21 protein-coding genes are annotated in these 20,668 nt (G+C 69.8%); 11 read left to right on the top strand and 10 right to left on the bottom strand.

The features are described 5' to 3' along the window. Window positions 1-43: 43 nt before the first annotated feature. Window positions 44-376 carry a hypothetical protein gene (locus tag M3Q35_RS27475; RefSeq protein WP_273935421.1) on the top strand — a complete coding sequence of 111 codons (333 nt, stop codon included), beginning with the start codon at window positions 44-46 and terminating at the stop codon, window positions 374-376. A 112-nt stretch (window positions 377-488) separates the two neighbouring features. Further along, window positions 489-1,361, top strand: a complete 873-nt coding sequence (ku, locus tag M3Q35_RS27470; RefSeq protein WP_273935420.1) for a non-homologous end joining protein Ku — start codon at window positions 489-491, stop codon at window positions 1,359-1,361. A 48-nt stretch (window positions 1,362-1,409) separates the two neighbouring features. On the opposite strand, the gene M3Q35_RS27465 is transcribed toward ku, so the two are convergent. Genes M3Q35_RS27465 through M3Q35_RS27445 form a run of 5 tightly spaced genes read right to left on the bottom strand, consistent with a single transcriptional unit; the run spans window position 1,410 to window position 6,214 of the window. Next, window positions 1,410-2,402 carry an ABC transporter substrate-binding protein gene (locus M3Q35_RS27465; protein WP_273935419.1) on the bottom strand — a complete coding sequence of 331 codons (993 nt, stop codon included), beginning with the start codon at window positions 2,400-2,402 and terminating at the stop codon, window positions 1,410-1,412. Window positions 2,403-2,428: 26 nt separating this feature from the next. Further along, entirely contained in the window at window positions 2,429-3,460 is a 1,032-nt protein-coding gene (locus M3Q35_RS27460; protein WP_273935418.1) for an ABC transporter permease, read from the bottom strand. Next, window positions 3,457-4,221, bottom strand: a complete 765-nt coding sequence (locus tag M3Q35_RS27455) for an ATP-binding cassette domain-containing protein (protein WP_273935417.1) — start codon at window positions 4,219-4,221, stop codon at window positions 3,457-3,459. The genes M3Q35_RS27460 and M3Q35_RS27455 overlap by 4 nt, the downstream gene beginning before the upstream one ends. Then, window positions 4,218-5,234, bottom strand: a complete 1,017-nt coding sequence (locus M3Q35_RS27450; RefSeq protein WP_273935416.1) for a class I mannose-6-phosphate isomerase — start codon at window positions 5,232-5,234, stop codon at window positions 4,218-4,220. The genes M3Q35_RS27455 and M3Q35_RS27450 overlap by 4 nt, the downstream gene beginning before the upstream one ends. Then, window positions 5,231-6,214 (bottom strand): LacI family DNA-binding transcriptional regulator, encoded by a 984-nt coding sequence (locus tag M3Q35_RS27445; protein ID WP_273935415.1) that lies wholly within the window; start codon window positions 6,212-6,214, stop codon window positions 5,231-5,233. Before M3Q35_RS27445 ends, M3Q35_RS27450 begins: the two co-directional genes overlap by 4 nt. Before the next feature lie 356 nt (window positions 6,215-6,570). Between M3Q35_RS27445 and M3Q35_RS27440 the strand changes: the two genes are divergently transcribed. The 5 genes from M3Q35_RS27440 to M3Q35_RS27420 all read left to right on the top strand — a co-directional run bounded on the left by M3Q35_RS27440 (window position 6,571) and on the right by M3Q35_RS27420 (window position 13,756). After that, a complete protein-coding gene (locus M3Q35_RS27440) occupies window positions 6,571-9,864 on the top strand; it encodes a GH92 family glycosyl hydrolase (protein ID WP_273935414.1) in 3,294 nt (1,097 codons plus the stop codon). Between the two features lie 150 nt (window positions 9,865-10,014). Continuing rightward, window positions 10,015-11,310: a DUF2786 domain-containing protein gene (locus M3Q35_RS27435; protein ID WP_273935412.1), complete on the top strand. Its 1,296-nt coding sequence runs from the start codon at window positions 10,015-10,017 to the stop codon at window positions 11,308-11,310. 128 nt (window positions 11,311-11,438) lie between these two features. Next, window positions 11,439-12,347, top strand: a complete 909-nt coding sequence (locus M3Q35_RS27430; protein ID WP_273935411.1) for an ABC transporter ATP-binding protein — start codon at window positions 11,439-11,441, stop codon at window positions 12,345-12,347. After that, the gene (locus M3Q35_RS27425) at window positions 12,344-13,390 is read left to right on the top strand and encodes an ABC transporter permease (protein WP_273935410.1); all 1,047 of its coding nucleotides are present in this window, start codon (window positions 12,344-12,346) and stop codon (window positions 13,388-13,390) included. The genes M3Q35_RS27430 and M3Q35_RS27425 overlap by 4 nt, the downstream gene beginning before the upstream one ends. 45 nt (window positions 13,391-13,435) lie before the next feature. Further along, window positions 13,436-13,756, top strand: coding sequence for a DUF3817 domain-containing protein (locus M3Q35_RS27420; RefSeq protein WP_273935409.1), 321 nt, complete (start codon window positions 13,436-13,438; stop codon window positions 13,754-13,756). A gap of 2 nt (window positions 13,757-13,758) precedes the next feature. Here the strand turns inward: M3Q35_RS27420 and M3Q35_RS27415 are convergent, their stop codons facing one another. The 3 genes from M3Q35_RS27415 to M3Q35_RS27405 all read right to left on the bottom strand — a co-directional run bounded on the left by M3Q35_RS27415 (window position 13,759) and on the right by M3Q35_RS27405 (window position 15,470). Then, window positions 13,759-14,244: a hypothetical protein gene (locus M3Q35_RS27415; protein WP_273935408.1), complete on the bottom strand. Its 486-nt coding sequence runs from the start codon at window positions 14,242-14,244 to the stop codon at window positions 13,759-13,761. 78 nt (window positions 14,245-14,322) lie between these two features. Continuing rightward, window positions 14,323-14,820, bottom strand: a complete 498-nt coding sequence (locus tag M3Q35_RS27410; RefSeq protein WP_273935407.1) for a hypothetical protein — start codon at window positions 14,818-14,820, stop codon at window positions 14,323-14,325. A 143-nt stretch (window positions 14,821-14,963) separates the two neighbouring features. Continuing rightward, window positions 14,964-15,470, bottom strand: a complete 507-nt coding sequence (locus M3Q35_RS27405) for a MarR family winged helix-turn-helix transcriptional regulator (RefSeq protein ID WP_273935406.1) — start codon at window positions 15,468-15,470, stop codon at window positions 14,964-14,966. A gap of 99 nt (window positions 15,471-15,569) precedes the next feature. Between M3Q35_RS27405 and M3Q35_RS27400 the strand changes: the two genes are divergently transcribed. Genes M3Q35_RS27400 through M3Q35_RS27390 form a run of 3 tightly spaced genes read left to right on the top strand, consistent with a single transcriptional unit; the run spans window position 15,570 to window position 17,086 of the window. Next, complete coding sequence (locus M3Q35_RS27400) at window positions 15,570-15,866, top strand: MTH1187 family thiamine-binding protein (RefSeq protein ID WP_273935405.1); 297 nt, start codon at window positions 15,570-15,572, stop codon at window positions 15,864-15,866. Then, window positions 15,863-16,732 (top strand): SCO6745 family protein, encoded by an 870-nt coding sequence (locus M3Q35_RS27395; protein WP_273935404.1) that lies wholly within the window; start codon window positions 15,863-15,865, stop codon window positions 16,730-16,732. Before M3Q35_RS27400 ends, M3Q35_RS27395 begins: the two co-directional genes overlap by 4 nt. Before the next feature lie 3 nt (window positions 16,733-16,735). Beyond that, window positions 16,736-17,086: a nuclear transport factor 2 family protein gene (locus tag M3Q35_RS27390; protein WP_273935403.1), complete on the top strand. Its 351-nt coding sequence runs from the start codon at window positions 16,736-16,738 to the stop codon at window positions 17,084-17,086. On the opposite strand, the gene M3Q35_RS27385 is transcribed toward M3Q35_RS27390, so the two are convergent. Beyond that, complete coding sequence (locus tag M3Q35_RS27385) at window positions 17,083-18,444, bottom strand: MFS transporter (protein ID WP_273935402.1); 1,362 nt, start codon at window positions 18,442-18,444, stop codon at window positions 17,083-17,085. The genes M3Q35_RS27390 and M3Q35_RS27385 overlap by 4 nt on opposite strands. Before the next feature lie 59 nt (window positions 18,445-18,503). On the opposite strand from M3Q35_RS27385, the gene M3Q35_RS27380 reads away from it, so the two are divergent. Then, complete coding sequence (locus tag M3Q35_RS27380) at window positions 18,504-19,472, top strand: tetratricopeptide repeat protein (protein ID WP_273935401.1); 969 nt, start codon at window positions 18,504-18,506, stop codon at window positions 19,470-19,472. A gap of 55 nt (window positions 19,473-19,527) precedes the next feature. On the opposite strand, the gene M3Q35_RS27375 is transcribed toward M3Q35_RS27380, so the two are convergent. Continuing rightward, window positions 19,528-20,535, bottom strand: a complete 1,008-nt coding sequence (locus M3Q35_RS27375) for a hypothetical protein (protein WP_273935400.1) — start codon at window positions 20,533-20,535, stop codon at window positions 19,528-19,530. Between the last annotated feature and the right edge of the window lie 133 nt (window positions 20,536-20,668).

The raw sequence follows: 20,668 nt of genomic DNA, 5'->3' as shown, positions 1-20,668 counted from the left end.
GAGGCGCTGACGATAGGCCGAGCGGGGGTGGCAGGATGGCGGCGTGACCGGTGCTTCGATCATGCCGCCCTCGGTGGCCGCGGCCCACCTGGAGGCGTGCGCGGCGGCGCTGGCCAACGCCGACGTCTCCGATCCCGGCGAGATCGCTCTGATCGTGCCCACGTTGGCGCGGGCGCAGCGGCAGCTGGAACAGGTGTTGAAGAACCTCGCCGATCACGCTGTCGGCGGGCGGACGAATGCCCTACAGCTCCGGGGCGAGACGTTCGAGAGCAATGAGCTGGCCGACGTACTGATTGAGGCATCCGACGCAGCCGCCGCTACGGCGGACGCCATAGCCGAGGCCCTGCCGTTCCTGGACGACGACACCCGTTCGTAGCAGCAAAAGCTCCGAATTCGGCCCTTACCCTGGATGACAAGCGTTCCTGCGCGCCACCGAGGTGCTTCCCCCGCCGTAAATGACGTGGCCACTCGTCGAGGAGGGGTCGACTTTGCGCAGCTTCTGGAAGGGCAGCATCGGTTTCGGGCTCGTCAGCATCCCGGTCAAGGCCTACCGGGCGACCGAGGAGCACGGGCTCGGCCTGCACCAGGTGCACGCCGCGGACGGCGGCCGGATCCGGCTGCGGCGGTTCTGTGAACTGGACGACGCGGAGGTGCCGGCGGCTGAGGTGGGGCGGGCGGCCGACACCGGCGGCGGGGACGTCGTGCTGATCACGGACGATGACCTGGCGACGCTGCCGGTGCCGACCCTGCGCACGATCGCCGTGCACACCTTCGCCCCGCCCTCGCAGATCGATTCCCTTTACCTGTCCAGGAATTACTACCTGGAACCCGACGCCAACGGCGTTCGCCCGTACGTCCTGTTCGCCGAGGCGTTGCGGCGCTCGGGCAAGGTCGCGGTGGTGAAGGTCGCCTTCCGGCAACGGGAGTCCATGGGGGTGCTGCGGGTTCGTGACGGCGTGCTGGTGTTGGCGACCATGGTGTGGCCGGCCGAGGTCCGTACGCCCGACTTCCCTTTCCTGGACGAGGATGTCGACGTCCGGCTGCCCGAGCTGAAGGCGGCCACCGAGTTGATCGACTGTCTGGCCGGGGACTTCGATCCCGGCGAATACCGCGATGCCTATCGCGAGGCCCTGGACGAGCTGATCGAGGCCAAGGCCGCCGGCAGCGAGGTGATCCGGCCCGAGGTGCCGATGCAGCCCAACGGCTCCGGTGATCTGCTCACGGCCCTGGAAGCGAGCCTGAACGCGTTGGAGCCCAAGGGATCCGGCGCAGTCCGTCGGGCCAAGGCCGCCGCCCGGCGCGCGGCCGAAGCGGCCGACCGGGCCCGGAAGGCCGCCCGCGCCACCAGATCCCGTCACTGAGGATCGCCGGTGAGGGGCCGGTTTTGCCCGACCCCTCACCGTGACCGGTCAGCAGCTCGACTTGTAGAAGTACTTGGACTGCGCGTCCATGTTGTCCTTGGTGATGGACACCAGGTCGGTGGAGATGTTGCGGGTCACCGAGCCGCCGGTGAGGGCGGCGATGGCCTGGTCGACGCCGTCCTTGCCGATGGTGGCGGGGTCCTGGGCGATCAGGGCCTGGAAGCTGCCGTCCTTGAGGTCGCTGACCTCCTTGGGGCTGGCGTCGAAGCCGACCAGGTTGACCTGGCCGGTCTTGCCGGCCGTGCGCAGACCGGTGGCCGCGCCCTCGCCGGTGTTGAGGTTGGTGGCGAAGATGCCGATCAGGTCGGGCGTGCTGGACAGCGTCGCGGTGACCTTCTGCGCCGACTGGGCGGCGTCGTTGTCGGTGTACTGCTGCCCGACGTACTTGATGTTCGGGTACTTGGCGATCTCCTCCTTGAAGCCCTTCTCCCGCGCGTCGGTGGTGGAGGTGCCGGCGGTGGTGTTGAGCACCAGCACCGACCCCTTCTTGTCCCCGACGAGCTTGGCCAACGTCTGAGCGGCGAGCTGCCCGCCCTGCTCGTTGTTGGAGGAGATGGAGGACTCCGCGATGGAGGTGTCCTGCAGCGAGGTGTCGACCTCGATGACCTTGATGCTGGCGTCCTTGAGCTGCTTCATCGGCCCGGCCAGCGCCTTGTCGTCGGTCGGCGCGATCAGCACGGCGGCCGGCTTGTTGGCCAGGATGCCGGTGACGATGGGAGTCTGGTCGGCCGGCGCGAACTTCTGCGGCGCCTGCGTCTTCAGCGTGTAGCCCTTGGCCTTCGCCTCAGCCTCGGCACCGCACTGCATCGAGATGTAGAACGGCTCGGCCGACACACCGGGAATCAGCGCCAGACTCTTGTTGTCCGCATTGGACGATCCGGAACCGCCGGACTGACCGACCTGGCCGCCACCACAGGCAGTGGCGAAGAGCGACACTGCGGCCAGCGCTGCGAGGCCGGCGATCTTCCTGCTGTCTGTCATCGTTGATAGACCTTTCAGGTATTCGGTCAGCGCAGGTTGCGTGCCTTGCGGCGGTTCTGGTCGAACCAGACGGCCGCCACCAGCACGATGGCAACCGCGATCGGCTGCCAGAACTGGTTCACCCCGATGATCGTGAAGCCCTGGTTGAGCACTGCCGGGATGAACACGCCGATCACCGTGCCGATGACCGACCCGACGCCGCCGAACACGCTGGTGCCACCGAGCACCGTGCCGGCGATTGCATTCAGATTGTCGGTGCCGTGGCTGGTCAGCGTGGTGGTGGTGAAGTACGCCATCGACATGAAGCCGGCCAGCCCGGCCAGGGCGCCGGCCAGCACGTACACCAGCACCAGGTGTCGCGTCACCGAGATACCCGTTCGCTGTGCGGCCACCTCGTTGGAGCCGACCGCGTAGGTGTAGCGACCGAACCGGGTGGTGGCCAGCAGCCACGCGCCGATCGCGGTCACCACGATCGCGAACAGCACCATGTTCGGGATGCCGCCGAACGACGTGCCAGAGCCCAGTGACTTCGCCAGGGTGTTCGGCACCGACCGCACGTCCGAGCCGCCGGTGAGCAGCTCAGCCGCGCCGAGCGCGGCGCCGAACGAGCCCAGCGTCACGATCAGCGGCGGGATCTTGGCCTTGGCGATCAGCCAGCCGTTGAGCAGCCCCCAGGCCGCGCCGCTGGCCACTGCGACGATGCCGCCGACGATGACCACGCCCCAGCCGGCGTTGGTGGAGTCGCCGCCGGACATCGCGTTCATGGTCAGCGCCGACGTGACGCCGGAGAACACCAGCACTGTGCCGACCGACAGGTCGATGCCGGATGTGATGATCACGAACGTCATGCCGACCGAGAGAACCAGCAGCACCGAGGTCTGGATCAGCACGGTCTGGAGGTTGAAGATGGTCAGCACGTGGGTCGGGTCGATCACGCCGAAGGCGGCGATCAGCACCAGCAGGACGAGCCCGATCCACAGCGAGTTGGCGCCGGCCACCCGCTTGAGCAGCGGGCGCTTCTCCTCCTGCTTCGGGGCTTTTTCGGTCACGGTGCTCATGCCACGTCCTCCTGCACCAGCGCGCCGGTCATCGCGCCGACGAGGTCCTCCAGGGTCGCTTCCGATGCCTTGAACCGGGCGACTCGCGTGCCGAGGCGCAGCACCTCCACACGGTCCGAGACCGACAGGACCTCGGGCATGTTGTGGCTGATCAGCACCACGCCGATGCCCTGGTCGCGCACCTTGCGGATGACGTCGAGCACCCGCTCCCGCTGCACCACGCCCAACGCGGCCGTGGGCTCGTCCATGAACACGACCTTGCTGGCCCACACGACCGACCTTGCCACCGCGACGCTCTGGCGCTGGCCGCCGGACAGTGCGGCGATGGGCACGTCCACGCTCTGCAAGGTGACGCCGAGCCGGCTGAACTCCTCGCTGGCCTTGCGGCGCATCTCCTTCTTGTCCAGCATGCCGAGCGCGCCGAGCAGGCCCTTGCGCTTGATCTCCCGGCCCAGATAGAGATTGGCCGCCGGGTCGAGGTCGGGGGCGACGGCCAGGTCCTGGTACACGGTCTCGATGCCCAGCGAGCGTGCGGCGGTCGGCGAGTCCAGGTGGATCTGCTTGCCCTCGAACAGGATCTCGCCCGAGTCGGGCTGCTCCGCGCCGGAGAGACACTTGATGAACGTGGACTTGCCGGCGCCGTTGTCGCCGATCAGCGACACGACCTCGCCCGCGGCCACCTGGAACGACGCACCGCGCAACGCCTCGACGCTGCCGTAGTGCTTGACGAGCGACCTCGCCTCCAGCAGCGGCTCACTCATGTCCGCACCTCCGGGGGTAGACACCTGACGGCAACCAGACCACCGTCCAACTTGGACGATCCGGCGGCGTGCGGCAACACGACGGTGTCGCCCCGGCGCAGCGCGACCGGGTCGCCGTCCTCGGTGTGCAGACGGCCGTCGCCGTCCAGCACGACCAGCACGGCGAAGGACGGGTCCAGCTCGATCGGCGAGTCGGCGTGCAGCCGCTGCGCCCGGAAGAAGTCGCTGTTGGGCAACAGGTCCACGATCGGCGAGTGGTCGTCGGCGGTGTGCTTGACGATGGTGTCCAGCCGGTTCGACCAGCCGGACAGGTCCAGCGCCTCGAGGGCGATCGTCTGGCCGAGGCCCAGGTGCCACGAGTCGGGGCCGTCGAGGAAGCCCTGCCACTCGATCGTGATGGAGAAGTCGGTCGGCTGCTGGAGCTCGACGATGAACACGCCCTCGCCGATGGCGTGCGGCAGGCCGGCCGGGATGAACACGGTGTCGCCGGCCTTGACCGGGATCGCGTTCAGGGCGTCCAGCATGGCCGCGCGGTCCTGCACGGTCACCCAGTTGTCGACCACGGCCGCGTCGGCGTCGTCCTTGAATCCGATGTGGACGGTCGGATTCGGCCCGCTGGTGCCGACCACGATCCACGCCTCGGTCTTGCCGTGCCGGCAGCTCAGGTGGTCGGTCGCGAAGGCGTCGGACGGGTGGTAGTGCACCGGCAGCCGCTGGCCCGCGTCCAGCAGCTTGACCAGCAGTGCTGTGTCGGCCCCGAACTTCGCCGCGTGCGCCGCGCCCAGCCACCCCGTCGGGTCGGCCGCCACGGCGTCGCGCAGCAGCGTGCCGTCGGGCAGCGGCGACAGGCCGGCGTCCTTGCCGAACTGGGTGGTGATCGACCCCACCCAGTCCTCCGGCCCGAACTCGGCCGTCGCCGGCAGGCCGCGCAGGTCGGCGATCGCCGCGCCGCCCCGGTAGAACTGCCGGGGCTGGTTGGCGGCCAGCCGCACGGGCCGCAGATTCTCGCTCAAGATCGCATTTCTCCTGATCCACGGGGTACCAAACGCACCGGAAGCACCACCCGCCGCGGCGGGGAGGTGTCCCCGTCGAGGCGGGAGAACAGCAGTTCGGCGGCGGCCTTGCCGATCGCGCTGGCGTCGTGCGCGATCACGGTGACGGGCGGGTCGAGCAGATCGGCCAGCTCGAAGTCGTCGAAGCCGACCAGGGCCGGGCGGTTGGCCCGGCCGGCCAGCACGCGCAGCAGGTGCACGGTGATCCGGTTGTTGCCGGCCACCACGGCGGTCGCCGGCTGACGGTGCTCGCCGATGCGGCGCAGCACCTCGGCGATGCCCCGCTCGTCGTGCGGACCCATGGCGACCAGGTCCTCGTCGTAGCGGATGCCGGCGCGCACGCAGCCCTCGCGGAAGCCGCGCAGACGCTCGTTGGCGGTGAAGATGTCCGGGGCGTCGCCGAGGAAGGCGATGCGGTTGTGCCCGTGGGCGGCGAGGTGGCGCACGGCCAGCACGGTGCCGCCGATGTTGTCCACCAGCACGGTGTCGGCGACGACGTCGCCGGCGGGCCGGTCGAGGAACACCACGGGCATGCCGGCACGCATCTCCGGCACCAGGTAGCCGTGCTGCATGCCGGCCGGCACCACGAGCATGCCGTCCACGCGGCGGGCGCAGAACTCCAGCGCCAGCTCACGCTCCCGGCTCGGGTCCTCGTCGGACGAGCCGGTGAGCACCTGCCGCCCGTACTGCCGGGCGACCTCCTCGACGGCGCGCGTGATGCCGGAGTAGAAGGGGTTGCCGACGTCCTCCAGCACCATGCCGATGGTGCCGGTGGACGAGCCCCGGCGCAGGTTGCGGGCGCCCAGGTTGCGGCGGAACCCGAGCTGGTCGATGGCCGCCAGCACGCGCTCGGCGGTGGCGGGGTGCACTCCCGGCTCGTCGTTGACGACGCGGGAGACCGTTTTGATGCTGACGCCGGCCAGTCGCGCAACGTCGCTCATGGTTGCGCGGCGGACCCGTCGTGGACCGAGGCTCGACAACGTTGTCATGATGGCGCGATCTCACCGGATCCACACACCGGTTGTCAATGGTTGTGAACCGGTCAAGTACCGTGGCCGTCCCGGAACCGCTCCCAGGCCTTTTTTCCCTGTTCACACTGTGAATGGGCGTTGTTGCTGCATACGGACGCACAGGGCTGTCCGGAAGCGGACAGGCTCGTCCATGACGTCTTGACGTGGATCCAACACGCTCCGCAGTGTTGCCACCGGGTCGAGCGGACCTGCCGGGCGTCGCGACAAGGTTGTCACGCCCGCCGCTCGACGAACGTGCGTTCGAGCCACGGGAGGCGACCGCGAAGATGTTCGGAGTCCCGAGACGGCGCTGGCGCGCCGCGGCGGTGATCGGCACGGCGCTGGCGATGGTGGTGTCGCCACTGGCGATCACCACCGCGTCCGCCGCGACCACGCCCAAGGCGCAGGACCTGGCCCAATGGGTCGACCCCTACATCGGCACCCAGCCGGGTGACGCAGACATGGGCACGGGCGGCGGGGCCGCCAACACGTTCCCGGGCGCGGACGTGCCGTTCGGCATGGTCCAGTGGAGCCCGGACACCGTCACCCTGCAACACGGCGGCTACTACTACCAGGACAACCGGATCAAGGGTTTCAGCCTGACCCACCTGTCCGGCGCGGGCTGCGACACCTACCAGGACGTGCCGTTCATGCCGGTGGTCGGCGACATCACCGACTCGCCCGCGGCCAACCCGATGAAGTACATCTCCACCTTCTCGCACGCCAACGAGAAGGTGACCGCCGGCTCGTACGGGGTCAGCCTGGACAACGGGGCCAAGGTGGAGCTGTCGGCCACCCAGCGCACCGGCGCCGGCCGCTTCACCTGGCCGGTCGGGCCGACCTCGACGCTGCTGGTCAACGTGTCCGGCTCGATCATGGGTACCGACGACGCGTCCGTGACCATCGGCAAGAACTACATCAGCGGTTACGCCGCCAGCGGCCACTTCTGCGGCGCCGACGACCACTACCGGGTCTACTTCTACGCGCAGTTCGACCAGAACTTCGCCAGCACCGGCACCTGGCACAACGGCGCCGTGACGCCGGGCAAGGACGCCGAGCGCGGCATGTCGCTGCCCAAGGCTCCCGTCACCAGCGCGCCCGACACGGCGACGCCGAAGTCGGCCAAGGCCAAGTCGGACGTCACCTCGCAGTCGGTGAAGCCCCAGGACACCACGGTTTCCGGGCCCGGCAGCGGCGCGTACGTCACCTTCGACAACACGAAGTCCCCGACCGTCAACGTGAAGGTCGGCGTCTCGTTCGTGTCGCTGGACGGCGCCAAGGCGAACATCAAGGCGGAGAACGCGAACAAGACGTTCGACCAGGTCGCCGCGGCGGCGCGGGCGTCGTGGAACAGCCGGCTCAACCAGATCGCGGTGACCGGCGGCAGCAACGACCAGAAGACCATCTTCTACACCGCGCTGTACCACTCCCTGTTGCAGCCCAACGTGTTCTCCGACTCGGACGGGCAGTATCCGGGTTTCGACGGCCAGCTGCACAAGGTGGCCAAGGGACACGCGATATACACCAACTTCTCCGGTTGGGACATCTACCGTTCCGAGGCGCAGCTGCTGGCCCTGATAGCGCCGAGCGAGACCTCGGACATCGCCAACTCGATGGTGCAGTTCGCCGCGCAGGGCGGGTCGTGGGACCGCTGGACGGTGGCCAACGACTACACCGGCGTGATGAACGGCGACCCGTACCACATCATCGTGTCGACCGCGTATGCCTTCGGCGCCAAGGGTTTTGACGCCAACCAGGCGTTGCTGCTGATGGAACGCGGGGCATCCCAGCCCACCGTCGGCTACGACGAGCGGCCGGGGCTGGCCAACTACCTCAAGCTCGGCTACGTGCCGGGCGTCGCCTCCGACACGCTGGAGTACACCAGCGCCGACTTCGCGATTGCCCAGCTGGCCAAGCGTCTCGGCGACTCGGCCACGTACAACGCGTTCATCAAGCGGGCCCAGAACTGGCAGAACCTGTACAACCCGGCGACCGGCTACCTTCAGCCGCGCAACGCCAACGGGTCGTTCGGCAGCCCGTTCAACCCGGCCGACCCCGGTGGTTACACCGAGGGCAACGGCGCGCAGTACACGTGGATGGTGCCGTACAACTACAGCGGCCTGATCACCGCGCTCGGCGGCAACGACGCCGTGAACAAGCGGCTGGACGAGTTCTTCACCAAGCTCAACGCCGGCACCAGCGACCCGCATGCCTTCCTGGGCAACGAGCCCACGCTGGAGACGCCGTGGATCTACGACTACACCGGCGCCCCGTACAAGGCGCAGGCGCTGGTCAACAACATCCGCCAGCAGATCTGGAAGGCCGGTCCCAACGGCCTTGTCGGCAACGACGACCTCGGTGAGATGTCGTCGTGGTACGTGTGGGCCTCGCTCGGCCTGTACCCGGAGATCCCGGGCCGCGCCGAGCTGACCCTGAACACGCCGGAGTTCACCGGCGCCGTGATCACCCGTCCCGGCGGCCAGAAGATCACCATCAACGCGCCGGGGGCGTCGACCGCCACGCCGTACATCGACTCGTTGAAGCTCAACGGCCAGACGTGGACCAAGCCCTGGCTGCCGGAGTCGTTCGTCAACACCGGTGGCACGCTGGACTTCGCCCTGTCGTCCACGCCCAACACCAGCTGGGGTTCGGCGCACGCCGACGCGCCGCCGTCCTTCACCGACGGGGCCGTCAACCAGAGCACCTACGTCGACCCGTCGCGGCTCGTCGTGCCCGGCGGCGGCAGCGGCACCGCCAACGTCGGCGTACAGGACCTGTCCGGTCAGGGCACCACCGTGCACTGGACGGCCAGCGCTCCGGCCGGGTTGAGCATCACGCCGTCGTCCGGGGACATCACCACCGAACCCGGCGGGAAGGCCAGCGCCCCGGTGACGGTGTCCGTCGCCACCGGCACGGCCGAGGCGACGTACAACATCCCCATCTCCTACACCGTCAACGGCAAGGCCATCAGCGGTTCCACGTTGGCCGTGCTGGTGGCGCAGCCCGGCAGTCTGCGGGCCGCGTTCAACAACATCGGCACCTCGCCCGACGACAACCAGCAGATCGCCAACTTCGACGGCGGCGGGTGGAGCTACTCCCGCAATGCCTTGGCTGCCAAGGGCGTGACGCCCGGGTCGACGGTCACCGACTCCGACGGGCTGAAGTTCGTGTGGCCCAACGTTCCCGTCGGTGAGCTCGACAACGTCAACGCCGGCGGCGAGACCGTCAACGTCGACGCCCCCGCCGGGGCCACCCAGCTGGCCCTGCTCGGCAGCGCCGGCAACGGCAACGCCTCCGGCACCTTGGTGATCAACTACACCGACGGCACCACCCAGAACGCCTCCGTCGGCTTCTCCGACTGGGCGCTCGGCGGTGGCGGCGCTCCGGTGGCGTACAACAACCGCACGGTCGTCGTCATGCCGTACCGCAACGCCGGCAGCGGCACGTCGCAGCAGCTCACCATGTACCTGTTCGCCACCGCGCCGATCGCCCTCCAGGCCGGCAAGCAGGTCAAGTCGATCACCCTGCCCGGCACCATCCAGGGTGGCACCTTCCACGTGTTCAGCATCGCCACCGGCTGAGCACGTCAAGACGCTCGCGAAGGACGTGGCGGCGGCTTCGTGAGTGACCCGAGGCGGGTCGTTCCCCGGCAATCCGGCGGGACGGCCCGCCTCACCATGTCAGGGCCCTTCGCTACTGTTCTGGTCGCGGCGAGAACAGGAGGACGGTCGGTGGGCACCCGCAACAGGGAACGGCGCGCGGCGAAGAAGAAGGCGCGGGATCGCCGGACCACCCGTGAGCAGCGCTCGGACTTCAGCTTCGACCCGTTCGAGCCGCCGCCGGCCGAAATCGTGGGCAACGCGGTGCTCGATGCGGCCCACCGCCACGCCGTCGGCGACACCGAAGCGCTGGCCGAGTGCGTGAAATGGCTGCGTGGCCAGGCCGTTCGGCTCGTGGACACCGGTGTGGACATGGCCCTGCGGCACACCGTCGACCACATGTGGCGGTTCGGCTGGCTGCCGTACGACCTGGTGCGGCATCTCGTCAAGCTGCTGGGTGAGCCGGCCGGCGAGCTGATCACCGATGTGATCGCCGCCGATGCCGCTCAGTACGCCGAGGCGACCGTGCACGAGCGCTGGCGGGAGCAGCTGCGGCAGATCGACGCCGCCGTGTGGTGGAAGCCGGGCGAGCCGTACCTCGGCCAGTGGATCGAGCGTCGCGAAGCCACTCGCGCCGACGCCCTGACGCTGGTCCTCACCACCATCGCGACGATCATGATGTGGCCGGAGCTGCCGGTGATCGTGCCGCCGCCGGGCACGGCCCGCACCGCCGCCGCGACGGCCAGGCACAGTGTCGACCCGAAGATCCTGGCCCGGGTGCGTGGCCTGCTGGCCAAGGCCGAGTCGACCGAGTTCGCCGAGGAGGCGGAGGCGCTGTCGGCCAAGGCGCAGGAGCTGATGAACCGGCATGCCGTCGAGCGGGCCATGCTCGACGCCGACGAACACGTGGCCCAGGTGGCCACCGCACGACGGATCTGGCTGGACAGCCCCTACCTCGGCGCCAAGGCACACCTGGTGGCCGTGGTCGCCGACGCGAACCGGTGCCGCGCGGTCATCCACGAGAAGATCGGGTTCGTCGCCGTCATGGGCGACGAGATGGATCTGGAGATCACCGAGCTGCTCGTCACCTCCCTGCTGTTGCAGGCCACCCGGGCGCTGGTGACGGCCGGCCGATCCGGACAGGCTCGGATCCGCTCGTACCGGCAGTCGTTCCTGATGGCCTACGCCGACCGGATCGGCGAGCGGCTGACCGCCGTGACGGAGTCAGCCCTGTCGGAGTCCGACGACCGGTTGCTGCCCGTGTTGGCCGACCGGAGCAAGGTCGTGGACGAGCTGTTCGCGGCGCTGTATCCGGCGACGCGGCAGAAGTCGTACTCGGCCAGCAACGCCGCCGGCTGGGGCGCCGGCCGGGCCGCCGCCGACCGGGCCGATCTCGGCCTGGACCGGGGCGTGTTGCCGCCGTCGTAGCCGGTCGCCCACTGCCGGTGGCCGCTACCGCGGCGGTGCACCCGATCGGTCTAGTGGAGCCCCTGACAAATCTCCGGTATTGCCGGGAAATCCCGCCGTTCGAACCCCGGAGACCTACCGTTCCGGCCATGAGCAAGGGGAGCACGATCGTCGCCGAGGTGCTGCGCAAGCGGTACGGCGACCTGTGGGCGGTCGACGGGGTGTCGTTCACCGTCGGCGAGGGGGAGTTCTTCGGGATCCTCGGGCCGAACGGCGCGGGGAAGACGACGACGCTGGAGATCATCGAGGGGCTGCGCAAGCCCGACGAGGGCAGCGTGACGCTGTTCGGGGAGCAGCCGTGGCCGCGCAACCCGAAGCTGCTGCCGCGTATCGGGGTGCAGCTACAGGCATCGTCGTTCTTCGAGAAGCTGACGGCCCGGGAGCAGCTGGAGACGTTCGCCTCGCTGTACGGGGTGAGCACCGGCACGGCGGCGGACATGCTGGAGCTGGTCGGCCTGTCGGACAAGGCGGACACCAGGGAGAACAAGCTGTCGGGCGGCCAGCGGCAGCGGCTGTCGATCGCCTGCGCGCTGGCCCACGACCCGGACATCGTGTTCCTCGACGAGCCGACGGCGGCGCTGGACCCGCAGGCCCGGCGCAACCTGTGGGACGTGCTGCGGGCGATCAAGGCCCGTGGCAAGACGATCGTCTACACCACGCACTACCTGGACGAGGCGGAGATCCTCTGCGACCGCACGGCGATCATGGACAAGGGCAAGATCCTGGCCATGGACGCGCCGGCGACGCTGGTCCGCGGCCTCGACGCGCCGACACACGTGCTGATCGAACGGGGCGTCATCACGCTCGAAGAGGCGAAAAGCCTTCCCGGGGCTGAGGAAGCGTCCGACGACGGTGTCTCGTTGCGACTGTCCACTCGACACCCGGCCAAGCTGTTGTCCGCACTGGCCGAACGCGGCGCGCTGGAAGGCCTCCAGGTCCGCGGCGCGACCCTGGAGGACGTCTTCCTCGAGCTGACCGGACGGGAGTACCGGGCATGACCGCGTTCCGCAGCCTCTCGGTGGCCATGTTCAAGGGCTTCTTCCGCGAACGGGTGGCGCTGTTCTTCACCTTCCTGATGCCGCTGATGTTCCTGGTCATCTTCGGCCTGATCTTCGGCTCCAGCTCGTCGAGCAAGACGAAGATCGACGTCGTCGGCGACGGCCCGGTGCTCAGCGCGCTGCAACAGACCGGCATCGTGGAGTTCCAGCACGTCGACTCGTTCGACACGGCCGTGCAGGCGGTGCGCAGCGGAGACGTGCCGGCGGCGATTTCCGTGCAGGGCAACCAGGTTCAGCTCCGCTACGCGGCCAGCGACAGCGTGCAGGCCGGCACCGTGCAGGCGGTGATCCGCTCGGTCGTCGACCACGTCAACCTGGCGGCCAGCGGCAAGCCGCCGACCGTGACCCTGGACTCGCAGCAGGTGGAGGACTCCTCGCTGACCGCGATCCAGTACCTCACGCCAGGCATCCTGTCCTGGGGCCTGGCCACCTCGGCCATCTTCGGCTCGGCCCTGACGCTGGTCAACTGGCGTAAGAAGCAGGTGCTGCGGCGGATCCGGCTGGCCCCGGTGAGCACCGGCACGGTGATCTCGTCGCGGCTGCTGGTGACCATCGGAACCACTGTGCTGCAAGCGATCCTGTTCATCGCGGTGGCGATGACGCCGGTGTTCGGGCTCAAGCTGGCCGGCCAGTGGTGGCTGGCGCTGCCGCTGCTGATCATCGGCTCGCTGTCGTTCTTCTCCATCGGCGTGCTGGTCGGCTCGATCGCCAAGTCGGAGGAGGCGGCGACCGGCATCACCAACGTGATCGTGCTGCCGATGGCCTTCCTGTCCGGCACGTTCTTCCCCGTGCAGAACGCCCCGCAGTGGCTCCAGACCGTGTCGGAAGTGCTGCCGCTGCGCCATCTCAACGACGGCATGGTGGACGTTCTGGTGCGGGGCAAGGGAATTGAGGCGCTGGTGACGCCGGCGGCGGTGCTGCTCGCCTTCACGCTCGTGGTCGCCTTCGCCGCCTCTCGGTTCTTCTCCTGGGAGGACAGCTAAACCCCGGGTGGGGCGTGAGCGCGCTCACGCCCCACACTGGACGCCATGTTCGACACTCCGTCAGGCCGGTTCCGCGCCGTCGCAGTGGCCGAGGCGATCTCCTGGGCCGGCCTGCTGATCGGCATGTTCTTCAAGTACGTCCTGGGCAACGCCATGGGTGTGCACATCTTCGGCTCCGTGCACGGCGTCGTGTTCATCGCCTACGTGGTGCTGTCGCTGCTCGCCCGCAAGGCCCTGAACTGGGACAACCGGACCACCGCGTGGGCGCTGATCGCGAGCATCCCGCCGTTCGGCTCGGTGGTGTTCGAGCGCTGGGCCACCCGGACCGGCCGGCTGGCCCAGCGGGCCGTCGCAATCGACGCCTGACCTCAGCCGACCAGGTCCGTCGCGGTGAAGCCGCCGCCGGTCTGCGGCGCGCCGACCGGCTTGGTCGGCACCTGCGGCTTGGTCGGCGGCGGCACCGGCACCTTGACCAGCACGGTGAACTCGGTCGTGACCGGGATGCTGCCGCTCGGGCTCTTCGGGCTCGGGCAGTACGCGGTGACCTTGTAGGCGCCGGCCTTCACGTCCTTCACCTTCGCGTGGTACCGCCACTTGTCGCCCTGGTGGACGCCCTTGGCGTTGACGTCGAGAGCGTCGTTGTTGAAGCCCTGCGCCGGGCAGCTGAGGTCCACGACCACGGCGGCGCCGGGACGCCCCGAGGTCGGCGCGACGTTGATCCAGCCAAGGCCGGCCGGCGTCGTGGTGGTGGTCGGTGTCGTGGTGTCGGTCGTCGCCATCGCGGTCGGCGCGAGCAGGGCTCCCGCCGCGCCGACGGCCAGGGCGGCACCGATGAGCGCACTCCTGTTCCTCATGTTCCATCCCTTCTGGGTGGAGTTCCCGTGCGCTCAGGAAACGCCCCGAACGGACATGAGGTTGCCTAGCGTGCCGAATCAGCCGGTGAAGTCGGTGGCGGTGAAGCCGCCGCCGGTCTGCGGCGCGCCGACCGGCCTGGTCGGCACCTGGGCCTTGGGCAGCACGGTGAACGTGGTGCTCGCCTTGCCGCTGGACGTGTGGTTCGGGCCGCCCTGGCAGTCGATGCTCACCCGGTAGACGCCCGGTGGCACGTCCCTGACGACTCCGTGGGAGCGCCACACCGGCCCGTCCTTGCCGTCGATCGTGTCGACCTGGGCGAAGAAGTCCAGCGCGGTCAGGCTGGTGCTGCTGGGGCTCGTGCAGTTGGTGTCCACCAGCACGGCCGTGCCGGGTCGCCCGGAATTCGGCGAGGCGGTGATCCACACCGGCTTGAGCGCGGGCGCCGTGGTGGTCGGCGTCGCGCTGGTGCTGCTGGTCGGCGACGTGGTGCCCGTCGCGGCCATGGCCGTCGGTGCCAGCAGGGCGCACACGGCCCCGGCCGCGACGAACCCCATCAGGGCAGTCCTAGTCCCCATCGTAAATCCCCCTTGGTGGAAGTTTTCGTTCTGTGCCAAGGAGACGTGCCGGTGGGATGCGAGGTTGTTCTGCGGGAATTAGCTGATCAAACCGGTGGCCGTGACGCCGTGGTGTCCGGCCAGAGCCGAGGCAACCACGGATTTCAGTCGGCGAAGTCGCCGGCCGCCTTGCGTACCTTGGACAGCAGGTCGGTCAGCTGTTCGGTCTGCCGGTCCGTCAACCCGCGCAGCCCGAGGTTGACCTCCGACACCGCCTTGGTCGCCGTCTCGCACAGCTCCCGGCCGGCCGCGCAGATCTCCACCAGGGTGGTGCGCCGGTCCGACGGGTGCGGCGTCCGCTTGACCAGACCGTCGGCCTCCAGCCGGTCCACGATGTTGGTGACGCTGGTCGGGTGCAGCTGGAGGCGTTCGCCCATCACCCGCATCGGCAGGCTGCCGCGGCGCGAGAACGTGAGCAGCACCAAGGCCTCGAACCGGGCGAAGGTCAGCCCGTGCGGCTTGAGCGCCGCGTCCACCGTGGACTGGAGGATCTGCTGCACCCGCATGACGCTGGTGACCGCGGCCATCGCCCCCGACGGGCCGACCCGCTCCGCCCACATGCCCGCGGCGCGGGCGATCGGGTCGAACGGCAACGGTGGGGTGGCGGCCATGGCTGTCGACGCTAGCAGTTCACGCGTCGGTGATCACGGCTTGTTGCCGGACCGCCCCGCAGCGGGTTGACTGACCGACAGCCATGACAGGGAGGGCCGATGCTGGTCGCGTTCAGTGTGTCGCCGCTCGGCGGCGAGTCCGACAGCGTTGCCGAGGCGGTGGCCGACGCCGTGCGGGTGGTGCGGGAGTCGGGGCTGGCCAACGAAACGACCAGCATGTTCACCACCATCGAGGGTGACGACTGGGACGAGCTGATGGACGTCGTCAAGCGGGCGGTGCAGGCCGTGCAGGCGCACGCGCCGCGGGTGTCGCTGGTGCTCAAGGCGGACATTCGGCCGGGACACACCGATCAGCTGCACGCCAAGGTGGAGCGGGTGGAGAGCTACCTGTCATGAGCGCGCGGCGGATGTGGACGCTGTACGAGCCCTACCACGGCGTCACGTACTTCGCGCCGGAGGCGCGGGCGGCCACCGATGCCCTGGGTTGCCGCGGCGGCTGGATGGGCTACTTCGGGCTGCGGGCCGCGCCGCTCGGCGCCGTGCCGGCCGAGGTCGTCGCCGCCACCTTCTACAACTTCAAGCTCAGCCGGGTCGCCCGGGCGATTCCCACTGCGTGGACCATCGCCTCGCCGGCGCAGTTCCTCGAGGCCCGGTTGGCCGGCGCCGACGCCGGACTGCGGGCGATCCTCGGTGACGACGTCGTCGGCGACGACATGATCGAGGCCTCACAGCTGGCCCAGCGGGCCGCTCTCGCCGCCCCCATCGCCGGCCGCCCGCTGGCCGCCGCCAACGCCGCGCTGCCGTGGCCTGATTCGCCGCATCTCGTGCTGTGGCACGCCGCCACGATCCTGCGGGAATCCCGTGGTGACGGGCATGTCGCCGCCCTGGTCGCCGCCCGGCTCGATCCGGTCGAGACGCTCGTCGCCTTCTCCGCCGACCGTGACGTCTCCGACCAGGCCGGTTGGGAGATGTGGCGGGGCTGGGACGCCGACGACTGGGCCGCCGCGCAGAAGCGTTTGCGGGAGCGTGGGTTGTTGGACAAGGAGAACCGGATCACCGCCGACGGTTCCCGGGCCCGGCACGACGTCGAGACCCGCACCGACGCCGCCGCCGAGCTGCCGTGGGAGGTGCTCGGCACCGCCGGCACCGACCGGTTGGCCGGGCTGCTCACCGGCTTCCTCCGCCGCATCGTCGCCGCCGGCGTCGGCGTGATCAAGCCGCACCCGATGGGCCTCGACCTGGCCCGCATCGCCGAGGAGTGACGTTTGGACCGCTCGTTCGCCTCGCAGTTCGCCGCCGAGTGGGTCGAGGCGTGGAACGCCCACGACCTGGACCGGCTGCTCTCCCACTTCGCCGACGACGTCGTGTGGAGCTCGCCCCTGGTCGCCGGCTTCACCGGCGACCAGTCCGGCACCCTCCACGGCAAGGCCGCGCTGCGCGCGTACTACGCCGAGGGCCTTCGCCGCATCCCCGACCTCCACTTCGAGGTGGTTGACGTCCGGGTCGGCGTGGCGGTGCTGGTGATCAACTATCGGAACCAGGCCGGGGGAGAGGTCAGCGAGGTGCTGGTGCTGCGAGACGGCCTTGTGGTGGAAGGTCACGGCACTTACGCCTAGGGGGAGATCTCCTCCAAGGTTCGACCCCTGGTCTCCTCCGCCGTCGCGGCCGTGACGGCAGCGGCCAACATCGCCACGCCCAACGCGGCGAAAGCCGCCGGCAGCCCGAGGTTCGCGGCGAAAGCGCCGACGACCAAAGGCCCGGCGATGACCCCGACGCGGTTCCACACGCCGCCAAGGCTCGCCCCGGCGGCGCGCATGGGCGTGGGATAGAGCTCGGGGGCGTAGAGGTACAGCCCGAGGTTGACGGCGAACACGAACAAGGCCCCGACCGCCGACAGCACCAACAGCTGCAAAGGCGACCCGGCCCCCAGCGCCGCCAACACGCCGAAGGTGACGGCGGCCAGCGCACTGCCGCCGGCCAGGCAGGCGCGCCGGCCGATGCGGTCGACGAGCAGGGCGACGGCGACGGCGCCGAGGAGACCGGCGACGGAGGTGGCGATGCTGTAGGTCAAAGCGGTCGACACCGGCAGACCGAAGGTGCCGGTGTAGATGGTCGGCAGCCAGCTGGCGATGCCGTAGTTGGCGAAGTAGCTGAACAGCCACAACAGCCCGACGATCACGGTCCGCCGGAGGTAGCGCCGCCGCACGGACGGCGCCCGCGTGATGGCGACGACGGGTGGCAGCGGACGGCCGGTGGAGCGTTGAACGGCCCGTTCAATGCGCTCCATGACACCAACGGCCCGTTCATTGCGCCCGGAAGCGGCCAGCCAGCGCGGGGACTCGGGTACGAGGCGCAGGATTGGCCCCACCAGCAGCGCGGGCAGCACGCCGATGCCGTACACCCAACGCCACCCGAGCACGGGCACGACCCACGCGGCGACGATGGCCACGGCGGTCAGCCCGGCCGGGAACACCAGCTCGTACAGCAGCACGAACCGTCCCCGCCGGTCGGATTGGGCCAGCTCGCCGATGTACGTCGCGGCGGCCGGCACCTCGCCGCCGATGCCGAGCCCCTGGATGAACCGCAGCACGAGGAACCACCCGAACCCGGGCGAGATCGCCAGCCCCATGCACGACAGCGCGGTCACGGCCAGCGCCAGCACGACGACGTTCACCCGCCCGACCCGGTCGGCCAGGATGCCGGACGACGCCGCCCCGATCAGCATGCCGACGGAGCCGCTGGTGATGGCCAACGCCTGCTGGCCGGTGCTCAGACCCCACTCCGCGCTCAGCGACGGCAGCGTGTAGGCGATGGCCAGCTGGTCGAAGCCCTCGAAGAAGGTGACGACCCCGATCAGCCAGCGAACCCGCAGGTGCCAGCCGGAATCGGGCAGCCGTTCGAGTCGGGCGGGGACGTCCTCGCCACCGGCCACCATGGCCACCCCCAGTGTCCCGACCGGTAACTGTGCGTTCACAGTGTCCTGTCAGTCGGACTCGCGGGCAACCGTCGGGCGGTTCGTGCCAGGATGGAACGGTGACAAGGCCAAACCCCCGCCAGAGCGCAGCTCTGTCCGCGGCGCTGTCCGGTGCCGTCGACCTGTCCGGCCTGAAGGCGAAGGCCGACGCGGCGAGCCGGCCGCCCGCCGCGCCGCCGGCCGGTGGCGCGCCCGGTGCGGACACGCCCGCGGGTGATTTCGTCATCGCGGTCAGCGAGGCAAGCTTCCAGAACGACGTGGTCGAGCGGTCCATGCAGGTCCCGGTGATCGTGGACCTGTGGGCCGAGTGGGCAGGGCCGAGCAAGCAGCTGTCCCCGGTGCTGGAGCGGCTGGCCCAGGCCGCGGGCGGCGCCTGGATCCTGGCCACGGTCGACGTGGACGCCAATCCGCGTATCGCTCAGCTGTTCGGCGTGCAGTCCATCCCGACCGTGGTGGCCATCGCCGGCGGCCAGCCGATCGACGCCTTCGCCGGCGCGCTGCCCGAGCCGGAGATCCGCAAGTGGCTGGACTCCCTGCTGGACGCGCTGCGTGACCGGCTGCCCGGCATCCGCGTCGCCGAGCAGGGCGCCGCCGGCGGCGAGCCGTACGAGGAGCCCGAGGACCCGCGCTTCACCGCCGCCGAGGACGCCTTCGAGGCCGGCGATTACGCCGCCGCCGAGGCCGCCTACCAGGACATTCTCGCCGCAGAGCCGGCCAACGCCGACGCCAAGGCGGCGCTGGCCCAGGTCCGCTTCATGGCGCGGGCCGAGGCCGCGGACCCGTCATCGGTGGCCGCCGCCGACGCCGACCCGGACAACGTCGAGGCCCAGCTCACCGCGGCCGACGCGCTGATCGCCGGCAACGACGTGGAGGCCGCTTTCACCCGGCTGGTCGACACCGTGCGCCGCACCTTCGGCGACGACCGCGACCGGGTGCGCCAGCACCTCGTCGGCCTGTTCGAGCTGTTCCCGGCCGACGACCCCCGGGTCGCCGCCGCGCGCCGCAGCCTGGCCAGCGCCCTGTACTGATGCAGGGAAGGACGCCTTACCTGCATCCAACGCAGGTAAGGCGTCCTTCCCTGCATTACCAGGGGCGGGTCTTCACGGCCACGGCGTTGGAGTAGGTCGTGCATGTGGACCGGGCCATGAAGTGCTTCTGGCACGCCTGGATCTGGAAGCCGTAGGTGGCGTCCGGCTCCGGCCGGTCGAAGACGTAGTGGGTGTGGGCGGCCTCGGTGCCGAGTCCGCCGGGCTGCCCCATCACCCAGTACGTCACGTTGTAGGCGTCGGCCGGCCCGGTGTAGCGCCAGTCCACCTGGAGGTTGCCGTCGTCGTCCTGCACGACGCTGGTGAGGTACGGCGCGTCGGGCATCACGCAGTCCGAGGTGTTGAGCGACGGCACGTAGCGCTTCTCCCCGACCACCGCCGTCTGGAGCGGCCGGTCCAGGATGTAGCCGTTGCTGAAGTTGACGTACCGCTGGCAGCCGTCGAAGCGGGAGACGTCGATGGGATCGCCGAGCAGCTGGTGGTAGCGGATCCAGGCGTCCCGCATGGCCGGCGTCATGGTGAGGGTGGCACCGAACCGCGGGAACCAGAAGTCGTAGTCGCCGTTCGCGCCCTGGAGCCAGGCGACGTCGCCGCTGTAATGGATCGGGTCGAGGCCGACCGGGCACATGTCCGTCGTGGCATGGCCCTCGTACACGCTGGGGAAGTGCGGGTCGACGGGTCCGGCGTGGATCCGGCAGTTGTGGTCGACGGTCGCGGTCTGGGCCGCGGACTGGAGGAACAGCGACAGCACGGCCACGGCCAGCAGCAGCGCGCCGGTCAGCCTCAGCTTGTGCGCCTGCCGGGACTCGGGCCGCGCGTGCGCGCCGGCCGGGCCGGCGATCTCCCGGGCCCACCGGGTCTGGCGCCACGTCATGTACGCCGTCACGCCGAACGAGGACAGCACCGTGAGCAGCACGGCCACCGTGGCGTCGCCGATCTCCGACAGCAGGCCGACCTCGGCCACCACGACCACCAGCAGCGCCGCCCCGGCGGCCAGCGCGGTGCGGGCGGCCCGCCACCACCAGGGCGCGAGCAGCACCTGCATGGCCCAAGCGCGACCGACTTCGTCGCCGGAACCGCTTCCACCGGTCCTGGCCCGCCGCAACACGTCGCGACGACCACGAAATCCGAGTTGCCACCAAGCAACCTGAACGCCGACTATGTCGACAAGGTCCCCC

Origin of the sequence: Kutzneria chonburiensis (genome assembly GCF_028622115.1) — a bacterium.
GTDB lineage: Bacteria > Actinomycetota > Actinomycetes > Mycobacteriales > Pseudonocardiaceae > Kutzneria > Kutzneria chonburiensis.
Note: the sequence above shows the minus strand (reverse complement) of the source record. Positions and strands in the feature narration are given on the sequence as shown.

Bases quoted from the DNA above. Each gene is read 5' to 3' on its own strand.
- M3Q35_RS27465 (WP_273935419.1), bottom strand. From the start codon at position 2,402: ATGACAGACAGCAGGAAGATCGCCGGCCTCGCAGCGCTGGCCGCAGTG.
- M3Q35_RS27460 (WP_273935418.1), bottom strand. From the start codon at position 3,460: ATGAGCACCGTGACCGAAAAAGCCCCGAAGCAGGAGGAGAAGCGCCCG.
- M3Q35_RS27455 (WP_273935417.1), bottom strand. From the start codon at position 4,221: ATGAGTGAGCCGCTGCTGGAGGCGAGGTCGCTCGTCAAGCACTACGGC.
- M3Q35_RS27445 (WP_273935415.1), bottom strand. From the start codon at position 6,214: ATGAGCGACGTTGCGCGACTGGCCGGCGTCAGCATCAAAACGGTCTCC.
- M3Q35_RS27440 (WP_273935414.1), top strand. From the start codon at position 6,571: ATGTTCGGAGTCCCGAGACGGCGCTGGCGCGCCGCGGCGGTGATCGGC.
- M3Q35_RS27430 (WP_273935411.1), top strand. From the start codon at position 11,439: ATGAGCAAGGGGAGCACGATCGTCGCCGAGGTGCTGCGCAAGCGGTAC.
- M3Q35_RS27425 (WP_273935410.1), top strand. From the start codon at position 12,344: ATGACCGCGTTCCGCAGCCTCTCGGTGGCCATGTTCAAGGGCTTCTTC.
- M3Q35_RS27420 (WP_273935409.1), top strand. From the start codon at position 13,436: ATGTTCGACACTCCGTCAGGCCGGTTCCGCGCCGTCGCAGTGGCCGAG.
- M3Q35_RS27415 (WP_273935408.1), bottom strand. From the start codon at position 14,244: ATGAGGAACAGGAGTGCGCTCATCGGTGCCGCCCTGGCCGTCGGCGCG.
- M3Q35_RS27410 (WP_273935407.1), bottom strand. From the start codon at position 14,820: ATGGGGACTAGGACTGCCCTGATGGGGTTCGTCGCGGCCGGGGCCGTG.
- M3Q35_RS27405 (WP_273935406.1), bottom strand. From the start codon at position 15,470: ATGGCCGCCACCCCACCGTTGCCGTTCGACCCGATCGCCCGCGCCGCG.
- M3Q35_RS27400 (WP_273935405.1), top strand. From the start codon at position 15,570: ATGCTGGTCGCGTTCAGTGTGTCGCCGCTCGGCGGCGAGTCCGACAGC.
- M3Q35_RS27395 (WP_273935404.1), top strand. From the start codon at position 15,863: ATGAGCGCGCGGCGGATGTGGACGCTGTACGAGCCCTACCACGGCGTC.
- M3Q35_RS27375 (WP_273935400.1), bottom strand. From the start codon at position 20,535: ATGCAGGTGCTGCTCGCGCCCTGGTGGTGGCGGGCCGCCCGCACCGCG.